The sequence below is a fragment of the Streptomyces sp. NPDC091416 genome (assembly GCF_044756845.1).
GTDB lineage: Bacteria > Actinomycetota > Actinomycetes > Streptomycetales > Streptomycetaceae > Streptomyces.
Genome location: NZ_JBIVTU010000002.1, coordinates 111,831 through 126,301 on the forward strand (window position 1 = coordinate 111,831; position 14,471 = coordinate 126,301).

The following is a 14,471-nucleotide window of genomic DNA, read 5'->3' on the forward strand; positions in this document are numbered from 1 at the left end:
AGCTGGAGGAGCTGCGGAAGTGTGCGGGAGCCGCGGCATCCGCAGGAGCCTGCGGTAGCCCCTAGGGAGCAGGACGCTCGTGCGGGTGGCCGGCCGCGTGGTCCCGCTTGGGACCCGGGCTGTGCGGGCGCTCCTTGCTCGACCCGCTCGTCTCCTTCGTCAGTTCCGAGACCAGGGCCACCAGGTCGGTCGGCCGGTCGGGCCCCCACCAGTCGCCCAGCAGCTCGGCCAGGGAGTCCTCCCGGGCCTGCGCGAGCTTCACCACGGCCTCGGCGCCCGTGTCGGTGAGCACCATCTCCACCCCGATCCGGCGGGCCAGGCCGCGTTCCTCCAGCTGCCGGGCGGCGTCGCTGATCACGCGCAGCGGTACGGGGGCGATGTCCGCGAGCCGGGCGGGCTCGACGGTGCCGTGCCGTTTGATGCGCAGCAGCATCCAGCTGGCGGCCGGCAACAGGTCGTACCCGGCCCTCTCGGTGATCTTCACGTAGACCTCGCGGCGGCCCTCCCTGGTGGTGAGGACCGAGAGGGCGCGTGCGCATTCGTCGTACGAGGACCGCTCGACCGGGTTCGACGCCAGGGTCTCGGTGGCGTCGGGGGCGGTCACCGAACCGCGCAGCTTGTCCTCCTTGAGCAGCCAGGCGAAGAGGAAGGCGATCAGGACGACGGGGGCCGCGTACAGGAACACATCGGTGATCGACGTCGAGTACGCGTTGAGCACGGGCTGCTGGAGCGCCGGCGGCAGCTGGCCGATGGCGCGCGGGTCGGCGGCCAGTCCCTCGGCGCTGACGCCGGGCGGCAGCGGACGGTCGGCGAGCGCGGAGGCGAGCTTGTCGGTGAGCCGGTTGGTGAAGATGGTGCCGAAGATCGCGACACCGAACGAGGCGCCGATGGAGCGGAAGAACGTCGCACCCGAGGTGGCCACGCCGAGGTCCTGGTACGAGACGGCGTTCTGCACGACCAGGACCAGCACCTGCATCACCAGGCCGAGTCCCGCGCCGAAGACGAAGAAGTAGACGCTCATCTCCCAGGTGCTGCTGGACTCCGTCAGCCGGTGCAGGAGCAGCAGGCCGATCGCCGTGATGCCGGTGCCGAGGACCGGGAAGACCTTCCAGCGGCCCGTACGGCTGACGATCTGGCCGGACAAGGTCGACGTGATGAGCAGGCCGAACACCATGGGCAGCATGTGGACGCCGGACATCGTCGGCGTGATGCCGTGCACCACCTGGAGGAACGTCGGCAGATAGGTCATCGCGCCGAACATCGCGAAGCCGACGACGAAGCTGATCACCGCGACGAGGCTGAAGGTCCTGATCCGGAACAGTTTCAGCGGCAGGACCGGTTCGGCCGCGCGCCGCTCCACGAGGACGAAGGCGACCAGGAGCACCACGCTGAGGACCGCGAGACCGATGATCTTCGCCGAGCCCCAGGCCCAGGTGGTACCGCCGAGCGAGGCGACGAGGACCAGGCAGGTGGCGACCGAGGCGATGAGGAAGGTGCCCAGGTAGTCGATGGTGTGCTTCGTCCGGCGGACCGGGATGTGCAGCACGGCGGCGATCACGACGAGGGCGACGACGCCGATGGGCAGGTTGATGTAGAAGACCCAGCGCCAGCTGAGGTGCTCGGTGAAGAAGCCGCCGAGCAGCGGGCCGAGGACGCTCGTCGCACCGAAGACCGCGCCGAAGAGGCCCTGGTACTTGCCGCGTTCGCGCGGGGGGACGAGGTCGCCGACGATCGCCATCGACAGCACCATCAGACCGCCGCCGCCGAGACCCTGGAGGGCCCGGAATCCGATCAGCTGCGGCATGTTCTGGGCGATGCCGCAGAGGGCCGAGCCGATCAGGAAGATGATGATGGCGGTCTGGAAGAGCCTTTTGCGCCCGTACTGGTCACCGAGCTTGCCCCAGAGCGGGGTCGCGGCCGTCGAGGCCAGCAGATAGGCCGTGACCACCCACGACAGGTGCTCCAGTCCGCCGAGATCGCTGACGATCGTCGGCAGCGCGGTCGAGACGATCGTCTGGTCGAGTGCGGCGAGGAGCATGCCGAGGAGCAGTGCGCCGATCGCCACCAGAACCGACCGCGTGGAGCGTTCGGCGCCGGGGCCCGGGGCCGGGGTGCTGCTCAACTGCTGGGCCATGGAACATCTCCTCGGGTCCGCTACACCCCCATCCTGTCCGTTCTGCACCGTTATGGCCTGCTGGGGAGCTCCACGATTGGGCTTCCCGGCGGCGGGCTGCATAATCGCAGGCAGTTCAAGGGGAGGGGACCCACAATGACCGGACATATATGCCCGGAGTGCGGTACGGACAGCAGACCGGGCGTGGGCCCGGGCTGCGCCTGCGCGGCGCGCCCGGCCCACGACGGCAACGCCTTCGCGCCGCAGGCGGCCGGGCCGCGCCACCTCAGCGACGAGGAGCGGGCGGCCGAGCAGCAGCGCATCGCGGCACAGCACCACGCCGAGCGGTCGGCGGACATCGCGGCGGCGGAGGATTTCGACCCGCTGCGCATCCGGCCCTACGTGACCCTGGGCGGCGAGGACACGACGACGGCCGCGACGGATCCCTCACGGGGACACGGGCACACGCCGGGCGGGCAGCCGGGGGACGCCGCCACGACGATGCCGCTGTTCCTGGACCCGGCCGGGCCGGGCCCACTGCCGGACGGCACGACGGCCCCGGGCGGCGCGGCGGGCTTCAGCGACGACACCGCACTCCTCACGGCGGGCCCGGACCCCGTGCAGCCACGCCGGCGCCGGCCCTTCGCGGCACTGGTCGCGGGGGCGGCGGTCGTCACGGTGGTCGGCACGGCGGCCTTCGTCGGCGGCCTGTTCAACGGAGACCGGGACCACGAGGCGGACCTGGATCAGGCGCTGCCCTCCACGGTGACCAGCCTCCCCGAGGAGACCGTCGAGCCGTCGGCCCCCGCGTCGGCGTCCGCCTCCCCGTCACCCTCGCGCACGACGTCCGGGCCTCCGTCCGCCTCGGCCTCGGCGACCCGCTCCGCTTCGCCTTCCGCGACCGCATCGGCGTCCTCCTCCGTCTCCGCACCGGCTTCCGCGTCCGGGCCGGCCGCGGCCTCGTCCCCGGCGGCCACGGCGGGGAGCAGCGATCCGGCGGAGGTGGCGCCGCCCGCCCAGCCGCAGGGCGGCCCGACGCTGCGGATCGGGGACAGCGGTCCGGAGGTGGTCGAGTTGCAGCGCAGGCTCCAGGAGGTCTGGGCGCTCACGGACGACTCCCTCAGCAACGACTACACGGAGCGGGTCGAGAAGGCCGTGCACGACTTCCAGATCTGGTGGAACGTCCAGGGGGACCCGGACGGGGTCTACGGCCCGCACACCCGGCGCCGCCTGGAGAGCGCCACGACGGGCCAGGGGCGCCACTGAGGGCGCGAGGCGGCAGTCAGTGGGCGTCCAGGAGGACCCGCGAGCACACGGGAGGCAGCCGGCCCCACCGGTCACGGACCGCGCGGGTGCGCCGCCGACCGCGCCGAGGCGCCCCGGGCCGGGATTGGCTTTCCCGGCCCCGTTTTTGTATCGTGGAGGAACAAAGTGGCCTCCGCGCGCACACCCTGACCGGCGAGCGGGGGCCACTTGTTCTCTTTCCCGCGCCGCACGTCTCCCCGCGGCGTTCGCTTCCCCCCGCTCTGGAGCCCGCCCATGCCGGCCACCGTCCTCACCGCCCACGCACTCCTCCTCGACATGGACGGCACGCTGGTGAACTCCGACGCCGTCGTGGAGCGCTGCTGGCGGCGCTGGGCGCTGCGCCAGGGCCTGGACCCGGAGGCGGCCCTCAAGGTGGTCCACGGCCGCCAGGGCTACGCCACCATGGCGGCACTCCTCCCGGACCGCCCGATGGAGGAGAACTACGCGGACAACCGGCTGATGCTCGCCGAGGAGACCGCCGACACCGACGGCGTCGTCCCGATCGGCGGGGCCCCGGCCTTCATGGACGCGATCGCCCGGCTCCCGCACGCCCTGGTCACCTCGGCCGACCTCGCCCTGGCGCGGGCCCGGATGACCGCGGCCGGACTGCGGATGCCGGAGCTCCGCGTCACCGCCGAGAGCGTCGGCGCGAGCAAGCCGGACCCCGAGGGCTTCCTCAAGGGCGCGGCCGGACTCGGCTTCGCACCGGCGGACTGCATCGTCTTCGAGGACTCCGAGGCGGGCATCGCGGCCGGCCGGGCGGCGGGCATGCGCGTCGTGGGCGTCGGCCCGCGCGCGGCGGCGCTCTCCCCCGACGCGCACGTCGACGACCTGACGCGGATCCGGGTGGAAGCGGCGGCGGACGGCTCGATCGCACTCCACATCAGCTGAGGCCTCACACCTCTCCGGGATCGCACCGGATCAGGCCAGGCCCGCGGGGCCCGACCTGATCCCACACGACCAGATCCGAACCGGCCCGACCTGATCCGACGCGACCCGGTCCGGTCCACCCCGACCCGGACCGGTCCGCCCCGACCCGGACCGGGCAGAAGACCCCAGGGGCTCAGCCCACCGCGGCGGGCCCTTTCTCCGAGTCGCGGTGCAGCCGTCCCCGCGCCACCAGTTCCAGCACGGCCGTGACCGCCGCGGCCTGTACCGCCATCAGGGCCACCAGCACGAACAGCTGTACGGCGCCCGCCTGTACCGGTGAGGCGCCACCGAGCAGCATGCCCACGAAGGCCCCGGGCAGCGTGACGAGCCCGACCGTGCGCGTCTGGTCGAGCCCCGGCAGCAGCGCGTCCGACGCCGCGGGCCGGGCGATCTCCAGCTGTGCGTCACGGTCCAGGAACCCGAGGGCCATCGCCGCCTCCACCTCCCCGCGCCGCGTGGACAGTTCGTCGAGCGCCCGCCGGCCGCCGAGCACCGTCGCGGTCAGCGCGCCCCCGATGAGGATGCCCGTCACCGGGATCAGCGCGATGCCCCGGACCGGCACGAGACCGGTGAGCAGCAGCACGGCGACCACCGGCACGACTCCCGCCCCGATCGGCACGGCCACCCACCACCACGTGCGGTTTCCCGTGATCCGGCGGCCCGCGGTCCACACGGCCACCGCGTACATCAGCGCGAGGAACGCGAACATCGGCGCCAGGGCGTGGACGACCCAGCCGATGAGCGAGGAGACCGCGGCGAGCTGGACCGCGGCCCGCAGCCCGGCCACGACGATCTCGCGCGAGCGACCGAGGGACGCGGCCGCGGCGACGGCGGCGGCCGCCACGAGCAGCAGGGCCAGGACGACGCCGAGCGTGATGTTCACCGGAAGCAGCACGCCGCCACCATAGGACCGGCAGGCACCCGGGGATCGCACCCCGGCCGATGCCCCGTCCCGCCCCACGGACCTGCCGCACCCTCACTTCCGTGCGCCCGCGCCCTTGGTCACGTACACCCGTCTCCTCGGTCACGTACGCCCGCGCACGCACACCGATACGCCCCCGCGACCCGAAGCTCTTCGTCAGAACCCTTGATGTGACGTGCCCATGTCGCCACTCTGTTACCTGGCGCCCACCCCACGGAAACCCTGCGCCGCCACGATGGCCGGGCCGATCCGAACGGCTCGCCCCATCGCCCCCCCCACATCAAGGGAGTTCGCATGTCAGGTGTCTACGCGCGTCGCATAGCCGTCCTCGCCGCATCCGCCGCCCTCGCCGCAACCACCGGACTGCTCACGGCCCCCAGCGCCCAGGCAGCCATGCCCACTCCGGTCTCGGCGTCCACCGCCCGTACGTATCTGAGCGAGCTGACCGTGAAGGCGGAGGGCTCGTCCACCGGATACAGCAGGGACAAGTTCCCGCACTGGATCACCCAGTCGGGCGCCTGCAACACCCGTGAGGTCGTCCTGAAGCGGGACGGCACGAACGTCTCGCAGGACTCCAGCTGCGCCGCCGTCAGCGGCAGTTGGTACTCGCAGTACGACGGCGCCACCTGGACCGCGGCATCCGATCTGGACATCGACCACATGGTCCCGCTCGCCGAGGCCTGGCGTTCGGGGGCATCCAGCTGGACCACCGCCCAACGACAGGCGTTGGCCAACGACCTGACGCGCCCCCAGCTCATCGCCGTCACGGACAACGTCAACCAGTCCAAGAGCGACCAGGACCCCGCGACCTGGCTCCCCTCGCGCGCCGCCTACAAGTGCACGTACGTGCGCGCCTGGGTGCACGTGAAGCACTACTACGACCTGAGTGTCGACTCGGCCGAGAAGAGCGCCCTGCAGTCCGCGCTCAGCGGCTGCTGAGACCCGGCCGCCACCGACCGGGAAACCACCCGCCCCGGAACCTCCCCGCACTCCCCCGTCGTTCCGTACGGTACGAACCCGCCGTACGCATCCGGCGTACGGCGCCGCCCACCGGGAACATCCGGACCGCGGACCGTCCTGTACGGAACGACGCGAGGAGCTTCATATGGCCGGGCTGCGCCTGGGACCACTGCTGCGGTACGTCGACTGGGAGACCGCCTCCACCGCGACCGTCTGGGTCGAGGCGGACCGGCCCTGCACGGCCGAAGTCCGTTGCGCGGACGGGGCGTCGGGCTCGTCCCGGACCTTCGCGGTCGGCGGGCACCACTACGCGCTGGTGGTGGTGAGCGGTCTGACGCCCGGCTCCACGACCGCGTACGAGGTGCTGCTCGACGACCGCACGGTGTGGCCGCCCGCCCAGTACGGGTTCCCGCCGAGCACGATCACCACACCGCCCATATCCGGCGCGGCGGAGGCCGCGCCCCCGACAGTCCGGGTCGCGTTCGGCTCCTGCCGCTGGGCGGCGCCGCCCGCCGACGGCGGGCTGCCGGGCCGGAGCGACCCCGTCGGCCCGGACGCCCTGGACACCCTCGCCGCCCGTCTCGCCGCCGACCCCGACGCCGTACGCCCCGACGTGCTGCTGCTCCTGGGCGACCAGGTGTACGCGGACGAGACCTCGGAGGCGACGCGTCACAGGCTGGCGGCCCGGCGCGATCTGGCCGAGCCACCGGGAGCGGAGGTGGCCGACTACGACGAATACACCTGCCTGTACGACGAGTCGTGGCGCGACCCCGAGGTGCGGTGGCTGCTCTCGACGGTCCCCAGTTGCATGATCTTCGACGATCACGACGTCATCGACGACTGGAACACCAGCGCCGCCTGGCTGGCCTCCGTCAGCGCCACTTCGTGGTGGCACGAGCGGATCGTCAGCGGCCTGATGTCGTACTGGGTGTACCAGCACCTCGGCAACCTCTCCCCCGCCGAACTCGCCGCGGACCCGCTCCACGCGGCCGTCCACGCGACCCCGGACGGCACGGAGGCGGTGCGTCGCTTCGCCGCCGAGGCCGCCGCCGACCCCACCCGCACCCGCTGGAGCTACCGACGCATTTTCGGCCGAGTACGGCTGCTCATGGTGGACAGCCGAGCGGCCCGGGTGCTCGACGAGGAGCAGCGGGCGATGCTTCACCCGCAGGAGGCCCGGTGGCTGCGGGAGGAGGCCCTGTCCGCCCCCGGTTCCTGCGACCACCTCCTGATCGGCACCTCGCTGCCGTGGCTGCTGCCGCCCCTGGTCCATGACGCCGAGCAGTGGAGCGCCGCCCTGTGCCGCGGCGAACGGGGCGGGGCGGACGGCCGTTGGGCGCGGATCGGCGAGTCCCTGCGCCGGCGCTCCGACCTGGAACATTGGGCGGCGTTCCCCGAGTCGTTCGAGCAGTTGACGGAGCTGATCCGGGAGGTGGCCGAGGGTCCGGAGGCTCCCGCGACGGTATGCGTGCTGTCGGGCGATGTGCACCACGCGTACATCGCGGAGCCCAGCCCGTCCGCTCCTTCCCCCGGCGGCACACCGGCCGCGCGCGTCCTACAGCTGACCTGCTCTCCCGTGCACAACTCCATTCCCGCACCGCTCAGGGCCGGATTCCGTTTCGCCTGGAGCGGGGCGGGACGGCGGCTCGGCCGGCTGCTGGCGCGCCACGGGCGCACCGGACCGCCGTCGATCCGGTGGCACAGGACGGGCGGACCGTGGTTCGGCAATCAGCTGATGACGCTCACCTTGAGTGGCCGGAAAGCCGCGCTGTCATTGGTTCAGGCCAAATCGAGGAGGACGGGCACCGTCCTGGAGCTGGCCTTCGACCGCCTGCTGACCGATGACGCTCCGCCGACTTTCAGCCAGTCGACAAAACGTTGAACTTGCAAGTATTGGTGAGGCCTACCTAATCTGTGGCGCTCAGTCGGTTCACGTCCCCACCAGACCGAAGGAGCCTCCCCACATGTACACACGCCTGAACCAGGCACAGCCCTACGCTCTCGCGCTCTTCCGCATCGTCGTAGGCCTGCTCTTCGCCTGCCACGGTGCCGCATCGCTCTTCGGCGTGCTCGGCGGCGCCATGGGCGGCGGTTCCATACCCGCCGGCACCTGGCCCGGCTGGTACGCCGCGGTCATCCAGCTCGTCGGCGGCGGCCTCGTGGTGCTGGGCCTCGGCACCCGTATCGCCGCCCTCGTCGCGTCCGGCTCCATGGCGTACGCGTACTTCAAGGTCCACCAGCCCGAGGCGCTCTTCCCGCTGGAGAACGGCGGCGAGCCCTCGGCCGTCTACTGCTGGGCGTTCCTGCTCATCGTCTTCACCGGCCCGGGCGCCCTGGCCCTGGACCGGCTGTTCACCTCCCGCACCGCCGCCAAGGACGAGCAGGACCGCGCACCGGAGCCGAGCACCCCGGTCGCCGCCTGACCGGTCGCCCGGCCCCACCGCACCGGCCCGCACCGACCGGGCCGACCGGGCCGATCACCGAACCTCGGGCCCGCCGGGAACCGCTCCCCGGCGGGCCCGAGGCACGCCGCCACGGACGGCCGGTCCGCACGGTGCGCCTGGGACGCACGTGAGATGCCCAACATCGCGCATATATATGGATCTCCAGCTGAACGGCAGGCGTACGCTGTACAGCTGGCCCTGCCGCTCCTGCCGCTCCCCTGCGACGTCGCGGCGTTGTTACGGATTCGGGGAGTAGAAGGTGCTCGAGAGTGTGGGTGCGCTGACCAGCAGCCCATGGATTTACGCCGTGGTCGCCCTCTCCGTGCTGCTGGACGTCTTCCTCCCCGTGCTGCCGAGCGGGGTCCTCGTGATCACCGCCGCCACCGCCGCCGCCGCGGGCACCACCTCCGTGGCCGCGGGCGCCGCCCGTCACGTGACGGAGGTCCCCTCGGTCCTCGCCCTGATCCTCTGCGCGGCCACCGCCTCGGTCCTCGGCGACCTCGTCGCCTACCGGCTGGCCTGGCGCGGCGGCGAGCGCCTGGACCGTGCCATCGCCCGCTCCCGCCGTCTGACCTCGGCACAGGAGCGTCTCGGCGCCGCCCTGAGCCGCGGCGGCGGGGTCCTCGTCGTCATCGCGCGCTTCGCACCGGCCGGGCGCTCGGTCGTCTCGCTGGGCGCGGGCGCCTCGCACCGCGCCGTGAAGGAATTCCTGCCGTGGTCCGCCGTGGCCGGCGTGGCCTGGGCGGTCTACAGCGTGGGCCTCGGCTACTTCGGCGCCCACTGGCTCGGCGCGAGCTGGCTGGGCACGGCCCTCTCGGTCTTGGCCCTGTTCGTCGCGGGCGCGTTCGCCGCACTCCTGATGAAGCGCCCCGCGGCAGCCGCGGCAGCCGCCGCCTCGGCCCCGGTGCCGGCCCCTACGGCGTCCTGACACCACCCCGCACTTCCAGACCGTCCAGCAGCCGGGCCGTCGCTTCGGCGATCTCGTCGACGGCCCGGTCGAAGACTTCCCGGTTGTGCGCGGCCGGGGCGCGGAAGCCGGACACCTTGCGGACGAACTGCAGGGCGGCGGCGCGGATGTCCTCGTCGGTGGCCTCTTCGGGGAGGGCCGGCGGGCGAAGGGTCTTGATGCTTCGGCACATGCCTCCAGTGTGGACCGCGCCACTGACAACGTCCCGCCGTCGCCTGCCGGACCACCTCACGCCCGGCCGGCATCCGCCATCCGCCGACTGACAACGTCCCACCCTCGCCCGCCGGACCACCTCACGCCCGGCCGGCATCCGCGATCCGCCGGACGGCGGGGATCTCGTACCGCCCTTCCAGAACGGCCCGCGTCGGCATGTAGAGCCGGAGCATGGGCCGGAACTCCCCCTCCGGCGCCGGCAGCCAGTTCGCCGCGGCGGCCGGATCGACGGGCCGCTCCCTGCTGATGTGGATGGTCAGCGATCCGTCGTCGGCATACACGATCCCCGGCGTGCGGTCCCCGATCGAGTACCGCCCCACGGGGTTGGCGACGAGGTAGTAGTCCGGGGTGCCGTACATGGTCACGGACCAGAACGCCTCCACCGGCGGCGGCTCCTCGAAGCGGAGCTCGTAGTGGTGGGCCCCGTCGAGCCGGGCACCGTCCGCGTCGTGGAAGGTCTGCGCGTACACCGCCTCGTACCCGTGATTGCCCCACAGCCCGACCCGCGCAGCCAGGGCTCTGGTCAGGTAGGACGCCTCCCGGTCCGCGATCCTCCATTCCGGCGAGTCGATGGTTCCGACTCCGAACCAGTCGGCGTTGTAGTCGAAGAGGTGCGGATCCATCGACCACCCTTCGTCTCCCCCGGCCCCCGACCCGCCGGCCGCCTCCACCCGCTCCTTGCCCCGCGCCAGCCCCTCGGTCAGGGCGCGTACGAGGTCGGGCGCGGCGGCGGCGAAGGGCGAAGGCCCCTCCTCCAGGAGTCCCAGCGGCTGGAAGCGGTCCTGGTAGGCCCGGTCGCCCGCGGACGGCGGGAAGTCGGCCATCCAGACCCTGAGCTGCTCGAAGAAGCGGAGTTCCGCCGGCACACCGGCATCGGGCGCGGGCAGACCGGTGGGGTGCTCGCCCGGTTCGAGGTGGGTGAGGGTGAACTGTTCCTGGAGGGGACGGACCCGCCGCTCCAGGTCCTCGGGGCCGTCACAGGCGTTGCGTCCGACGACGGTGACGACGGTGGTCGGGGCGTCGATCACCCCGCGCACGTCGTCGGGCGCGGTGCCGGCCCAGCCGGGCGGCACGACGAGCCAGTCACCGGCCTCCGTCCCCGTGGCCCGGCGGCCGACGTAGGCGAAGTTGTTGGTCCAGGCGTCGACGAACTGGAGGACGTAGTACGCCCCGCCGGTGTCCGGCACGTGGAGCCGGATCGGCCCGCCGGAGAGGTCGAGCTGCGCGAGGGAGTAGACGGTGTCGTTGTTGACGGAGACGAAACGCGCATCGGCGTCGGCCACCCGGTCCGCATGCGTGAACCGGTTGAAGGGCGCCGCCGCCAATGGGCCGAAACCCTCGTGCAGGCACTTCTCGACCATCGACAGGTCGAAGACGAGCGGATATCCGTAGACATAGGCCTCGGCTGCCAGCTCCACGAGCTCGTTCGTTGGCGCGTCGGACATGGAGAGCCTCCCCTTCTTCAGCGGGTGGTGTGCAGGGGGCGTGGTACGGACCGGTTCGTCCGTACGTGAGCGGGAACGGTCCGGCCCGGCGGCGGCAGGGGCTGCCACCACCGGGCCGGACCGTGGCCGGTGGCCGTCAGATGACCGCCTTGGAGCGGTCCGTGCACAGGGCCCAGATCACGAAGGTGTCGATGGCGAGGGAGACGACGGCCCAGATCGGCTGGTAGGGAAGCCACATGAAGTTGGCGATCATGTTGAGCGCCGCAAGCCCCACACCGACACCGCGCGCCCAGGTCGCTCCCTTGAGGATGTACCAGCCGACGAAGGCGATGATCACGCCGAGGACGAGATGGATCCATCCCCAGGTCGTCACGTTGAACTCGAAGACGTAGTTGTTGATCCGTGCGTAGACGTCGTCGGACGCGATCCCGGCGATGCCCTTGATCGCCCCCAGCACCCCGTCGACCATGAGCAGAACGCCGGCGAACATGACCCCGCCGGCTGCCCACGGATTCATGTCCCCGGACTGGGACGGAGGCTGGGATGAGGTGCCCGGCGTGGGCGCGGTCTGTGCCATGAGTACTCCTGAGCCGGTGGGACTGCACGTCAGACCGACCCTGCTCGGCGCATCCGGGCACGGCTACCCGACGCGGCCGAACGGGTGACGCGGGCGGACGCGACCGCGCGCCCCGCAGGCGCCCGCGCGCCGTGTGCGGCAGGGCGGAAAATGGCTGCCGCTCAGGGACGCCGACGGCTAACCTTCGATCCACCACGTGATCCCTGAGGCAGGAGTGGAGCATGCCCGGTCGTCAGGGCACGCGCTGACGTCGTAGGTCGTGACCGACCCGTCATCGCGTGCCGCCCCTGTTTCCGCGGCGCAGCGAGCCCTTCTCGCCCGAACCGCCGGCGCACCTCCCGTGCGCCGGCCGGCGAGCCCTGTCCTCCGCAGCTCAAGGGGTCACCGTGCAACCGGTACCGCACACCCGAACCGTTCCCACACGCATTCCCACACCCATTCCCATTCCCGTGCCCGTGCCCGTGCCCTCCCGGGCCGGACATGAAGACCTGCCCGTACGGGGCACGCGATGAAGGCGGCCGAGGACGACCGGGCAGGCGCTCGGCCGGGTCTGTGGCGGGACGCCGACTTCCGCAGGCTGTGGGTGGGCCAGACCGCTTCCCAGTTCGGGGCGCAGGCCACACAGGTGGTCCTGCCGCTGATCGCCGTGGTGTCGCTCGACGCGGGCGCCGGTCAGCTCGGCGCGCTGCGCGCGGTGGAGCAGGCGCCGATCCTGCTGCTCTCGCTCTTCGCGGGCGCGTGGGTGGACCGCCGCCGCGCCCGTACGGTGATGGTGGTGGCGGACTGCGGCCGGGCACTCGCGCTGGGAGCGATCCCTGCCGCGTACCTGCTCGGTGTTCCCGGGCTGCCGGTACTGCTGGTGGTGGCGCTGCTCGTCGGGGTACTGAGCGTGTTCTTCGACGTGGCGTACCAGGCCTCGCTCGTCCGGCTGGTGCCGCGCGAGCGGTTGCTGCGGGGCAACAGTGCGCTGGAGGGCAGCAGGTCAGCGGCACAGATCGGTGGCCCGGCGCTCGGCGGCATGCTGGTGTCGTTGTTCTCGGGCCCGGTGGCCGTCGTCACCGGCGCGTTCTTCTTCGCACTGTCGTCCGTCTCGATCCGGCGGATCCGCAGGCGCGAGCGGCTTCCCGCACGGGGTGACGGCCCGGTACGCGTCCGACAGCAGATCCTGGAGGGCCTGCGGTTCGTGGCCGGCAACGCGTCCCTGCGGGCGGTGGGTATCGCCTCGGCCCTCTTCCAGTTCTGGTTCGCGGCGCTCATGACCGTCTATCTGCTGCACCTCCCCCGCGGACTGCACCTGTCGGGCACGGCCATCGGCCTGGCGCTCGCCGCGATGGGCCCGGGCGCGGTCGTGGGGTCGCTGCTGGCGGCGAGGCTGCCGGGAAGGTTCGGCTACGGCAAGGTCCTGGTGTGCTCGGCGGTCGTCGCGGACGGCGTGATGCTCTGCGTACCGGCGCTGCACGGCTCGTCGGCCGTCGCACTGCCCGTACTGATCGGCGTCAACTTCCTCTTCGGCACGTTCGGTCAGCTGGTCAACGTCACGATCATGGCCGTGCGGCAGGCGATCACGCCCGTGTGGATACAGGGCCGTGTCGTGGCGACGATCAACTTCGCCGGTATGGGCCTGACCCCGGTCGGCTCCCTGCTGGGCGGCTGGCTGGCGGGCCGCTGGGGACTGCGGACGAGCCTGCTGGTCACCGCCGTCGCCCTCTCCCTGTCCCCGCTGTTCATGGCGTTCTCCCCGCTGGCGCGTCTGGGCCGGCAACTGCCGTACGCACAGCGGGCGGAGCCACTGGACGCCGGCGCGGCTGCGGTGTCCGTCCGGAGCGAACCCCGGTGCGGCTCCGGCACGGCGACGGCGGTGAGCGACGTCACTCCTCACACGGCGACCCGCGACCGGCCCGGGTCGAGGTAGTGCACGGCCGTCCGCTCGGTGTGCGGGGCCAGGAGTTCCCGCAGTTCGAGCGCCGCGGCCTCCAGGAGCTCGCCGTCACGGACGGCGTGGAGCGTTTCGAGGACGAAGGCGACATGGGCGGAGTCCTCGGTGACGCGGGTGCGGTGGGCGTCGCGGTGGTTCCAGTGGCGGGTCAGGACACCGCTGGAATCCGTATAGATGATCTCGCCGGGCTTGGGGTTCTCGACGGTGCCGGGCTCGCCGAGCGGGGTGAACTCCTCGGTGCCGTCGGCGTGGCGGATGTCGATGTCGCCGGTGACCCGGTCGAGGTCGAAGGCACCGGCCGGCAGACCATGACGGACGGAGACGGCGTTGTACGAGTCGACGGGCGGGTTGATCCGCGGCAGGGACCCCTTCTTGGCGAAGCGCCTGCCCAGCGCGTCGACACTGGGGCGGATACGCCGGGGGTTGGTGCCGAAGGAGCGGTAGGCGGTGTGCCATGCCTCGATGCGGGGGTCGGTCTCGTCGGCGGGCTGCCAGGCGCCGTCGGCGAGTTGCCGTTCCAGTCCCGCCAGGGCGGCGGCGGTGGCGGGCCAGTCCTCGTGGCCGCGCAGGCCGGTGGCGGTGACGACGGCGATGCGGGTCTCGGGGAAGGCGTCGGCGACGGCGGGGGCGAGACGGATGTCGGTCATGAGCGGGGGTTC

Annotated in this window: 13 protein-coding genes; 7 read left to right on the plus strand and 6 right to left on the minus strand. The window is 72.2% G+C overall.

Annotation, left to right across the window (positions count from 1 at the left end; genetic code table 11):
* Positions 1–61: 61 nt before the first annotated feature.
* Positions 62–2,134 carry a DHA2 family efflux MFS transporter permease subunit gene (locus tag ACIQMX_RS07430; RefSeq protein WP_402475706.1) on the minus strand — a complete coding sequence of 691 codons (2,073 nt, stop codon included), beginning with the start codon at positions 2,132–2,134 and terminating at the stop codon, positions 62–64.
* A 135-nt stretch (positions 2,135–2,269) separates the two neighbouring features.
* On the opposite strand from ACIQMX_RS07430, the gene ACIQMX_RS07435 reads away from it, so the two are divergent.
* Both ACIQMX_RS07435 and ACIQMX_RS07440 read left to right on the plus strand, forming a co-directional pair.
* On the plus strand, positions 2,270–3,379 hold the full coding sequence (locus ACIQMX_RS07435) for a peptidoglycan-binding protein (RefSeq protein ID WP_363069903.1): 1,110 nt from the start codon (positions 2,270–2,272) through the stop codon (positions 3,377–3,379).
* A 273-nt stretch (positions 3,380–3,652) separates the two neighbouring features.
* Positions 3,653–4,309, plus strand: a complete 657-nt coding sequence (locus tag ACIQMX_RS07440; RefSeq protein ID WP_402475709.1) for an HAD-IA family hydrolase — start codon at positions 3,653–3,655, stop codon at positions 4,307–4,309.
* A 172-nt stretch (positions 4,310–4,481) separates the two neighbouring features.
* Here ACIQMX_RS07440 and ACIQMX_RS07445 read toward each other — a convergent pair whose 3' ends face one another.
* Positions 4,482–5,243, minus strand: coding sequence for an ABC transporter permease (locus tag ACIQMX_RS07445; protein ID WP_402475711.1), 762 nt, complete (start codon positions 5,241–5,243; stop codon positions 4,482–4,484).
* 321 nt (positions 5,244–5,564) lie between these two features.
* Here ACIQMX_RS07445 and ACIQMX_RS07450 point away from each other — a divergent pair, with 321 nt between their 5' ends.
* The 4 genes from ACIQMX_RS07450 (at position 5,565) to ACIQMX_RS07465 (ending at position 9,602) form a co-directional block, all read left to right on the plus strand.
* Positions 5,565–6,209, plus strand: a complete 645-nt coding sequence (locus ACIQMX_RS07450) for an HNH endonuclease family protein (RefSeq protein WP_402475713.1) — start codon at positions 5,565–5,567, stop codon at positions 6,207–6,209.
* A 166-nt stretch (positions 6,210–6,375) separates the two neighbouring features.
* Positions 6,376–8,112 carry an alkaline phosphatase D family protein gene (locus tag ACIQMX_RS07455; protein ID WP_402475715.1) on the plus strand — a complete coding sequence of 579 codons (1,737 nt, stop codon included), beginning with the start codon at positions 6,376–6,378 and terminating at the stop codon, positions 8,110–8,112.
* Positions 8,113–8,194: 82 nt separating this feature from the next.
* Complete coding sequence (locus tag ACIQMX_RS07460; protein ID WP_363069894.1) at positions 8,195–8,653, plus strand: DoxX family protein; 459 nt, start codon at positions 8,195–8,197, stop codon at positions 8,651–8,653.
* A gap of 280 nt (positions 8,654–8,933) precedes the next feature.
* Entirely contained in the window at positions 8,934–9,602 is a 669-nt protein-coding gene (locus ACIQMX_RS07465; RefSeq protein WP_363069892.1) for a VTT domain-containing protein, read from the plus strand.
* Here the strand turns inward: ACIQMX_RS07465 and ACIQMX_RS07470 are convergent.
* The 3 genes from ACIQMX_RS07470 to ACIQMX_RS07480 form a co-directional block, all read right to left on the minus strand.
* The gene (locus tag ACIQMX_RS07470) at positions 9,589–9,813 is read right to left on the minus strand and encodes a DUF2277 domain-containing protein (protein WP_148017485.1); all 225 of its coding nucleotides are present in this window, start codon (positions 9,811–9,813) and stop codon (positions 9,589–9,591) included. The genes ACIQMX_RS07465 and ACIQMX_RS07470 overlap by 14 nt on opposite strands.
* A gap of 121 nt (positions 9,814–9,934) precedes the next feature.
* The gene (locus ACIQMX_RS07475; RefSeq protein WP_402475718.1) at positions 9,935–11,299 is read right to left on the minus strand and encodes a DUF1254 domain-containing protein; all 1,365 of its coding nucleotides are present in this window, start codon (positions 11,297–11,299) and stop codon (positions 9,935–9,937) included.
* A gap of 136 nt (positions 11,300–11,435) precedes the next feature.
* Positions 11,436–11,876, minus strand: a complete 441-nt coding sequence (locus ACIQMX_RS07480; protein ID WP_363069888.1) for a hypothetical protein — start codon at positions 11,874–11,876, stop codon at positions 11,436–11,438.
* A 508-nt stretch (positions 11,877–12,384) separates the two neighbouring features.
* Here ACIQMX_RS07480 and ACIQMX_RS07485 point away from each other — a divergent pair.
* A complete protein-coding gene (locus ACIQMX_RS07485) occupies positions 12,385–13,788 on the plus strand; it encodes an MFS transporter (protein ID WP_402475720.1) in 1,404 nt (467 codons plus the stop codon).
* On the opposite strand, the gene ACIQMX_RS07490 is transcribed toward ACIQMX_RS07485, so the two are convergent.
* Positions 13,752–14,459, minus strand: coding sequence for a phenylalanine--tRNA ligase beta subunit-related protein (locus ACIQMX_RS07490; protein ID WP_363069884.1), 708 nt, complete (start codon positions 14,457–14,459; stop codon positions 13,752–13,754). The genes ACIQMX_RS07485 and ACIQMX_RS07490 overlap by 37 nt on opposite strands.
* Positions 14,460–14,471 lie beyond the last annotated feature (12 nt).